General features: G+C 72.2%; 6 protein-coding genes. 5 read left to right on the top strand and 1 reads right to left on the bottom strand.

Going from position 1 to position 6,918, the window contains the following annotated elements; translation table 11 throughout:
• Window positions 1-31 precede the first annotated feature (31 nt).
• On the bottom strand, window positions 32-2,188 hold the full coding sequence (locus tag MED01_RS23905; protein WP_238670804.1) for an elongation factor G-like protein EF-G2: 2,157 nt from the start codon (window positions 2,186-2,188) through the stop codon (window positions 32-34).
• Window positions 2,189-2,437: 249 nt separating this feature from the next.
• Here MED01_RS23905 and pgsA point away from each other — a divergent pair, with 249 nt between their 5' ends.
• From pgsA to pdxS, 5 genes are all read left to right on the top strand, one after another.
• Window positions 2,438-3,067, top strand: a complete 630-nt coding sequence (pgsA, locus tag MED01_RS23900; RefSeq protein WP_238670803.1) for a phosphatidylinositol phosphate synthase — start codon at window positions 2,438-2,440, stop codon at window positions 3,065-3,067.
• 46 nt (window positions 3,068-3,113) lie between these two features.
• A complete protein-coding gene (locus MED01_RS23895; protein WP_238670802.1) occupies window positions 3,114-4,046 on the top strand; it encodes a phosphatidylinositol mannoside acyltransferase in 933 nt (310 codons plus the stop codon).
• A gap of 16 nt (window positions 4,047-4,062) precedes the next feature.
• Window positions 4,063-5,223 (top strand): glycosyltransferase family 4 protein, encoded by a 1,161-nt coding sequence (locus tag MED01_RS23890; protein ID WP_238670801.1) that lies wholly within the window; start codon window positions 4,063-4,065, stop codon window positions 5,221-5,223.
• 81 nt (window positions 5,224-5,304) lie between these two features.
• The gene (locus tag MED01_RS23885) at window positions 5,305-5,808 is read left to right on the top strand and encodes a hypothetical protein (protein WP_238670800.1); all 504 of its coding nucleotides are present in this window, start codon (window positions 5,305-5,307) and stop codon (window positions 5,806-5,808) included.
• A 158-nt stretch (window positions 5,809-5,966) separates the two neighbouring features.
• Entirely contained in the window at window positions 5,967-6,884 is a 918-nt protein-coding gene (gene pdxS, locus MED01_RS23880; RefSeq protein WP_091401733.1) for a pyridoxal 5'-phosphate synthase lyase subunit PdxS, read from the top strand.
• Window positions 6,885-6,918 lie beyond the last annotated feature (34 nt).

Raw genomic sequence — 6,918 nt, 5'->3', positions numbered from 1 at the left:
GGGGCGGGGCGGGGCGGGGTTGGGTTGGGGGTTAGGGGAGTTGTTCCTTGCGGGTCTGGTCGGCCAGGTGGGCGGGCATGGGGTCGTGGCGGACGAAGTGACGGCGGAAGGTGCCGGTGCCGGCCGTCATGGAGCGCAGCTCGACGGCGTACCGAAGCAGTTCGGTGGCCGGCACTTCGGCGCGGACGAGGGTGCGGCCCTCGGTGTCCTGGTCCGGTTCGGTGCCGAGCACCCGGCCGCGTCGGCCGGACAGGTCGCCCAGCACGGTGCCCACCGAGCCGTCCGGAACCCTGATGGTGACCTCGTCGATCGGCTCCAGCAGGGCCGGCTGGCCGCGCTCGGCGGCGTCGCGCAGCGCCAGCGCGCCAGCGGTCTGGAAGGCCGCGTCGGAGGAGTCGACGCTGTGCGACTTGCCGTCGACCAGGGTCACCCGCAGGTCCACCACGGGGTGCCCGGCGACCAGCCCGCGCTCCAGTTGGGCGCGGACGCCCTTCTCCACGGACGGGATGTAGTTGTGCGGCACCGCACCGCCGACCACCCGGTCGACGAACTCGAAGCCACTGCCGCGGGGTAGCGGCTCGACCTCGATGTCGCAGACCGCGTACTGGCCGTGGCCGCCGGATTGCTTGACGTGGCGGCCGTGTCCCTTCGCGGGCACTGTCAGGGTCTCGCGCAGCGACACCTTGACCGGCTCGGTGTCCAGTTCGACACCGCCGGCGCGCAGCCGGTCGAGCACCACGTCCGCGTGCGCCTCACCCATGCACCAGAGCACCAGTTGGTGGGTCTCCTGGTTGCGGTCCAGCCGCAGCGTGGGGTCGCCGGCGACCAGACGGGCGAGGTTGCGGGCCAGGGCATCCTCGTCGGCGCGGCTGCGGGCGGCGATCGCCACCGGCAGCAGCGGCTCCGGCATCTCCCAGGGGGCGATCAGCAGCGGGTCGTCAGTGGTCGAGATGGTGTCGCCCGTCTCGGCGCTGCCCGACTTGGTGATCGCGCAGATGTCACCGGCGACGCAGAGCGACACCTCACGCAGTGTGGCGCCCAGCGGGGTGTAGATGTGCCCGACCCGCTCGTCGGCGTCGTGGTCGGGGTGCCCGCGTTCGGCCATGCCGTGCCCGCAGACGTGCACCGTCTGGTCGGGGCGCAGCGTGCCGGAGAAGACCCGGACCAGCGAGACCCGACCGACGTGGCGGTCGACTGTGGTCTTGACGACCTCGGCGACCAGTGGCCCGGCCGGGTCGCAGTTCAGCGGCGGACGCGGCGAGCCGTCCACGCCGGTCACCGCCGGCAGCTCGTGTTCCAGCGGCGACGGGAACGCGGCGGTCAGCACCTCCAGCAGCACATCCAGCCCGACGCCGGTCTGGGCGCAGACCGGCACCACGGGGTAGAAGTGCCCCCGGGCGACTGCCTTCTCCAGGTCGTCGATGAGCACCTCGGTGCTGATCTCCTCACCGTCGAGGTAGCGGTCCATGAGGGTCTCGTCCTCGCTCTCGGCGATGATCCCCTCGATCAGCTCGTCGCGGGACTCGTCGATGGCCCGCTGGTGCTCCGGGTCCGGGTCGCGGACGTCGGCGGGGAGCCCGGCGCTGTAGTCGAAGACCCGACGGGTGATCAGGCCCAGCAGCCCTTCGGTGGAGACCCCGTCGTCGCCGAGCATCGGCAGGTAGAGGGGCATCACGTTGTCACCGAAGAGGCGCTGGCAGAGCGCCACCGTCTCGTCGACGTCGGCGCGGGGTTGGTCCAGTCGGGCCACCGCGACAGCGCGGGGCATGTCGACAGCGGCGCACTCCTCCCACAGCGCGACGGTGGCCGCGTCCATGCCGCCCGCCGCGGAGACCACGAAGAGCGCGGCGTCGGCGGCTCGCAGCCCGGCGCGCAGCTCGCCGATGAAGTCGGCGTACCCGGGGGTGTCCAGCAGGTTGACCTTGATGCCGTTGTGCAGCAGTGGCGCGCAGGACAGGCTGACCGAGCGCTGCTGGCGTACGGCGGCGGGGTCGTGGTCGCCGACGGTGGTGCCGTCGACGACGGTGCCGGCGCGGCCGATCGTGCCGGTCGCCGCGAGCAGGGCCTCGACCAGTGTGGTCTTGCCCGCCCCGGAATGCCCGACGAGCACCACGTTGCGAACCCGCTCGGGCTCGGTCACCACTGGCGTGCCGCCGGTGGAACCTTTGTCGTGACTCTTCTGCGCCATGGGGCGCACCTCCCTCAGCCGGTGGTGGTGGCGACCGCCGCGCGACGGGTAGCGGCCCGGGGCGAGTGCGCGGCGATATCCTCCGGTGGTCTGCTGCACAGCGGGAACGGGACGGGTGGACGGGTGAGCTGGCTCACCTCCCGACCCGATCTCACACCCGTTGCCGGGTAGGCACAAGCCTCCCCCGGGCGGGTCGGCGGTACCGTCCGTATCGCCGGAGCTGGGCGGACCGTTATCGTGGGGACCGCCATGGCGAAGATCTTCCAAGTGTCGGCCCGCGCGGGGATGACCCGCGTCGTCGAGCCGATTGCCCGCGCCCTGCTGCGCGCGGGCGTCACCCCCAATGCCGTCACCGTCGCGGGCACCGTTGGTGTGCTCGTCGGCGCGCTCGGCTTCGGTGCCCGCGGCCACCTGGTCGCGGGCGCGTTGATTGTCACCCTGTTCGCGCTCACCGACCTGCTCGACGGGACGATGGCCCGGATGAGCGGCGGCTCCACCAGGTTCGGCGCGTTCCTCGACTCAAGCATGGACCGGGTAGCCGACAGCGCCGTCTTCGGCGCTGTCGCGTACTGGCTGGCCACGCAGGGCGACCACTCCGGGGTGGCCGCAGCGTTGGTCTGCCTGGCCGTCGGAGGCCTCGTCTCCTACGTCAAGGCCCGCGCCGAAGGGCTCGGCATGACCTGCAACGTGGGCATCGCCGAGCGCACCGAACGACTGCTGATCGTCGGGGTCGGCGGCATCCTCACCGGTGTCGGCGTCGATCCGGCCCTGGAGATCGCGCTCTGGCTGCTCGCCGCCGTGTCGATCTTCACGGTGGGGCAGCGGATGGCGCACGTCTACCGCCAGGCCCAGCAGCTCCAGCCGGACGGCCAGGCATGAGTGCCGTGCCGGTGCCCCGGCGTCTGACGACCGGCGGCCGAGTCGCGTGAACCTCACCGAGCTGGGCTACATCGCCGGGTGGCGGGTGGTCCGCGCGCTACCCCGGCCGGTGGTGGCGGCGGCGTTCCAGGCGGGCGCGGACCGCGCCCATCGCCGCCCCAACGGGGGTACGGCCCGACTGCGCGCGAACCTGCGTCGGGTGGTCGGCCCGGAGCTGTCCGAGGCCGAGCTGGACGATCTCGTCAAGCGCGGGTTGCGCTCGTACGCCAGGTACTGGATGGAGGCGTTCCGGCTGCCCGGGTTGAGCCGGTCGCAGATCCTGTCCAATTTCCGGCTCGACGGCGCCGAGCTGCTCGCCGCTGACGTGGCCGCCGGCCGGGGCGCGGTGGTGGCCCTGCCGCACGCCGGCAACTGGGACGCCGCGGGCGCCTGGGTGGCGGCCACCGGTTGGCCGATCACCACTGTCATGGAACGGCTCAAGCCGGAGGGCGTGTACCGGCGTTTCATGGCCTTCCGCGCTGAGCTGGGCATGGAGATCCTGCCGACCCACGGTGGGCCGCGTCCGGCGTTCGACGTGCTGCTGGACCGGCTTCGGGCCGGCGCGGTGGTGCCGTTGCTGGCCGACCGTGATCTCTCCGCCCGGGGGGTGGAGGTGGACTTCTTCGGCGCGAAGACCCGGATGCCCGCCGGGCCGGCGCTGCTCGCGTTGCACACCGGCGCGCCGCTCTACGTGGCCTCGATGTGGTACGAACCGGACGCCGCCTGTGCGTCGCTGGCTGGCCCGCTGCCGGTGCCCGGCCCCGAGGCGGGGCCACTGGACCAGCGGGTCCGGTCGCTGACCCAGCTGATCGCCGACCGTCTGGCCGCGGGTATCGCCCGGCATCCGGAAGACTGGCACATGTTGCAGCGGATGTGGCTGGACCAGGCGAGGTCGGGGGCGGGCGCGGCGCTGCCCTCGTCGGCCTCCGGCCCGGCCTGAGGAGGTGGGCTGACAGATGCGGATCGGCATCGTGTGCCCGTACTCCTTCGACGTGCCCGGCGGGGTGCAGAACCACGTCATGGACCTCGCCGAGGCGCTGATCGCGCTGGGCCACGAGGTGAGCGTGCTCGCGCCGGCCGACGAGGATTCGCCGCTGCCGGAGTACGTGGTGTCCGCCGGGCGGGCAGTTCCGCTGCCGTACAACGGTTCGGTGGCCCGGATCGCGTTCGGCCCGGTGTCGACCGCCCGGGTACGGCGGTGGATCACCAACGGTGACTTCGACGTGCTGCACGTGCACGAGCCGCTCACGCTGAGCCTGTCGCTGCTGGCCGTGCTCTCCGCCCGTGGCCCGGTGGTGGCCACGTTCCACACCGCGATGACCCGTTCGCGGGTCCTCGCCGCCGCGCAGGGTGTGCTCCAGATCGTGTTGGAGCGGATCACGGCCCGGATCGCTGTGAGCGCGCTGGCCCGCAAGGTGCAGGTCGAGCACATGGACGGCGGGGCGGTGGAGATCCCCAACGGGGTGGCGGTGGCCAAGTTCGCCGACGCCGAGCCGTTGCCGGGCTGGCCGGGGGAGTGCGCGGCCGGCACCGGCGGCACGCTCGGCTTCCTGGGCCGGTTCACCGAGGCACGCAAGGGCTTCCCGGTGCTGCGCGACGCGTTCGTGGCGTTGGCCGCCACCCGGCCCGGTCTGCGGTTGCTCGTCGCCGGCCCGGGTGACCCCGACGACCTGTACGACCAGTTCCCGGCCGAACTGCACGAGCGGATCACGTTCCTCGGCCTGGTCAGCGAAGCGGACAAGGCGCGCATGCTGCGCAGTGTGCACCTCTACGTCGCACCGAACACCGGTGGTGAGTCGTTCGGCATGATCCTCACCGAGGCCCTCGCCGCGGGTACGACTGTCGTCGCCAGTGATCTGGACGCCTTCCGGCGGGTGCTCGACGGTGGGCGGGCCGGTCGGCTCTTCCCCACCGGCGATCCGGTGGGGCTGCGTGCCGTGCTGGCCGAGCTGCTGGACGACCCGGCCGGGCGGGCCACGCTGAGCGCCTGCGGCGATCAGGTGGTGGCGAATTTCGACTGGCCGGTGGTTGCCCGCCGCGTTCTGGAGGTATACGCAGCGGCGATCGAGGCAACCGACGGGCGGGTCATCGACCAGGAATGGGTGGGGCTGGGCTGAGCCGGTGTGACGGATGGTGCGGTGGTGACCGGCGGGACCGGTTCGGCCGCGCCCAATCGGACGAAACGGAGCAGCACTACGATGCCGCACATGTGGTGGGTGGTGGCCGCGATCGTGGTCGTGGGGCTGGTCGCGGCGTACCTCATCTGGACCGCCGGCCGGGTCGAGCGACTACAGGGCCGCGCGGAGCTGGCGGCCCGGGCCCTCGACGCCCACCTGTTGCGCCGCGCGGCGGCGGCCGCGGTCCTGGCTGAGCGGCGCTTCGGCGTCGAGCTGTACGCGGCGGCCCGGATCGCCCTGGACGCCAGCCCGGACGAGCGGGAGGCCGCGGAGAACGACCTCACCCGGCAGTTGCGCGGCGTCCAGTTGGATTCGGGCGACCCGGACTGTGCGGCGGTCATCGCCGCGAGTCGTCGGCTCGCGTTGTCCCGGCAGGTGCACACCGATCTGGTCCGCGACGCCCGCTCGGCGCGCAGCCGGCCGCTGGTGCGCCTGTTGCGGATGGGGCGGGGCCGGGAGTGGCCGCGCTACTTCGACATCGACGACCCGACCCTCGTCGTGCCGGCGGACGTCCCCGCCGCCTGAGCTCCGAGGGTCGCCGCCTGCTCCCGGACGGTCCGGGCGGGCTGGTGACCACTGCCACAGTGCAGGCCACCGGGGGTCTGATTGGCTGTCGGCGCGGTGTTGAACCGCGCGTAGCATTTCGCTGCCACCCCCAGAGCATGTCCAAGGAGCGATGACCCGTGCCCGAAAACACCGCGTCGAACACCGGTACCGCCCCCGTCGTCGGCACCGCCCGCGTGAAGCGTGGCATGGCCGAGATGCTCAAGGGCGGCGTGATCATGGATGTCGTCAACGCCGAGCAGGCCAAGATCGCTGAGGACGCCGGCGCCGTCGCGGTGATGGCCCTGGAGCGGGTGCCCGCCGACATCCGCGCGCAGGGCGGAGTGTCCCGGATGAGCGACCCCGACATGATCGACGGGATCATCGAGGCGGTCTCCATCCCGGTGATGGCCAAGGCCCGCATCGGCCACTTCGTCGAGGCGCAGATCCTCCAGTCGCTCGGCGTGGACTACGTCGACGAGTCGGAGGTGCTGACCCCTGCCGACTACGCGAACCACATCGACAAGTGGGCGTTCACAGTGCCCTTCGTCTGTGGCGCGACCAACCTGGGCGAGGCGCTGCGCCGGATCACCGAGGGCGCGGCGATGATCCGCTCCAAGGGCGAGGCGGGCACCGGTGACGTCTCCAACGCCACCACCCACATGCGCAAGATCCGTCAGGAGATCCGTCGGTTGGCCTCGCTGCCGACCGACGAGCTGTACGTCGCGGCCAAGGAGTTGCAGGCCCCGTACGAGCTGGTCAAGGAGGTCGCCGAGAGCGGCAAGCTGCCGGTGGTGCTGTTCACCGCGGGCGGGATCGCCACGCCGGCCGACGCGGCGATGATGATGCAGCTCGGCGCGGAGGGCGTCTTCGTCGGTTCCGGCATCTTCAAGGCGGGCAACCCGGCTCAGCGGGCCGCCGCGATCGTCAAGGCGACCACCTTCCACGACGACCCGGACGTGCTGGCCAAGGTGTCCCGGGGCCTCGGCGAGGCGATGGTCGGCATCAACGTCGACGAGATCCCGCAGCCGCACCGCCTGGCCGAGCGCGGTTGGTGAGCGCTCTTTCCGGACGGCGGACGCGGAGGGGAAC

The sequence above is a fragment of the Micromonospora alfalfae genome (assembly GCF_022230925.1).
Lineage (GTDB): Bacteria > Actinomycetota > Actinomycetes > Mycobacteriales > Micromonosporaceae > Micromonospora > Micromonospora alfalfae.
This window is presented reverse-complemented; position numbering and strand designations above follow the sequence as displayed.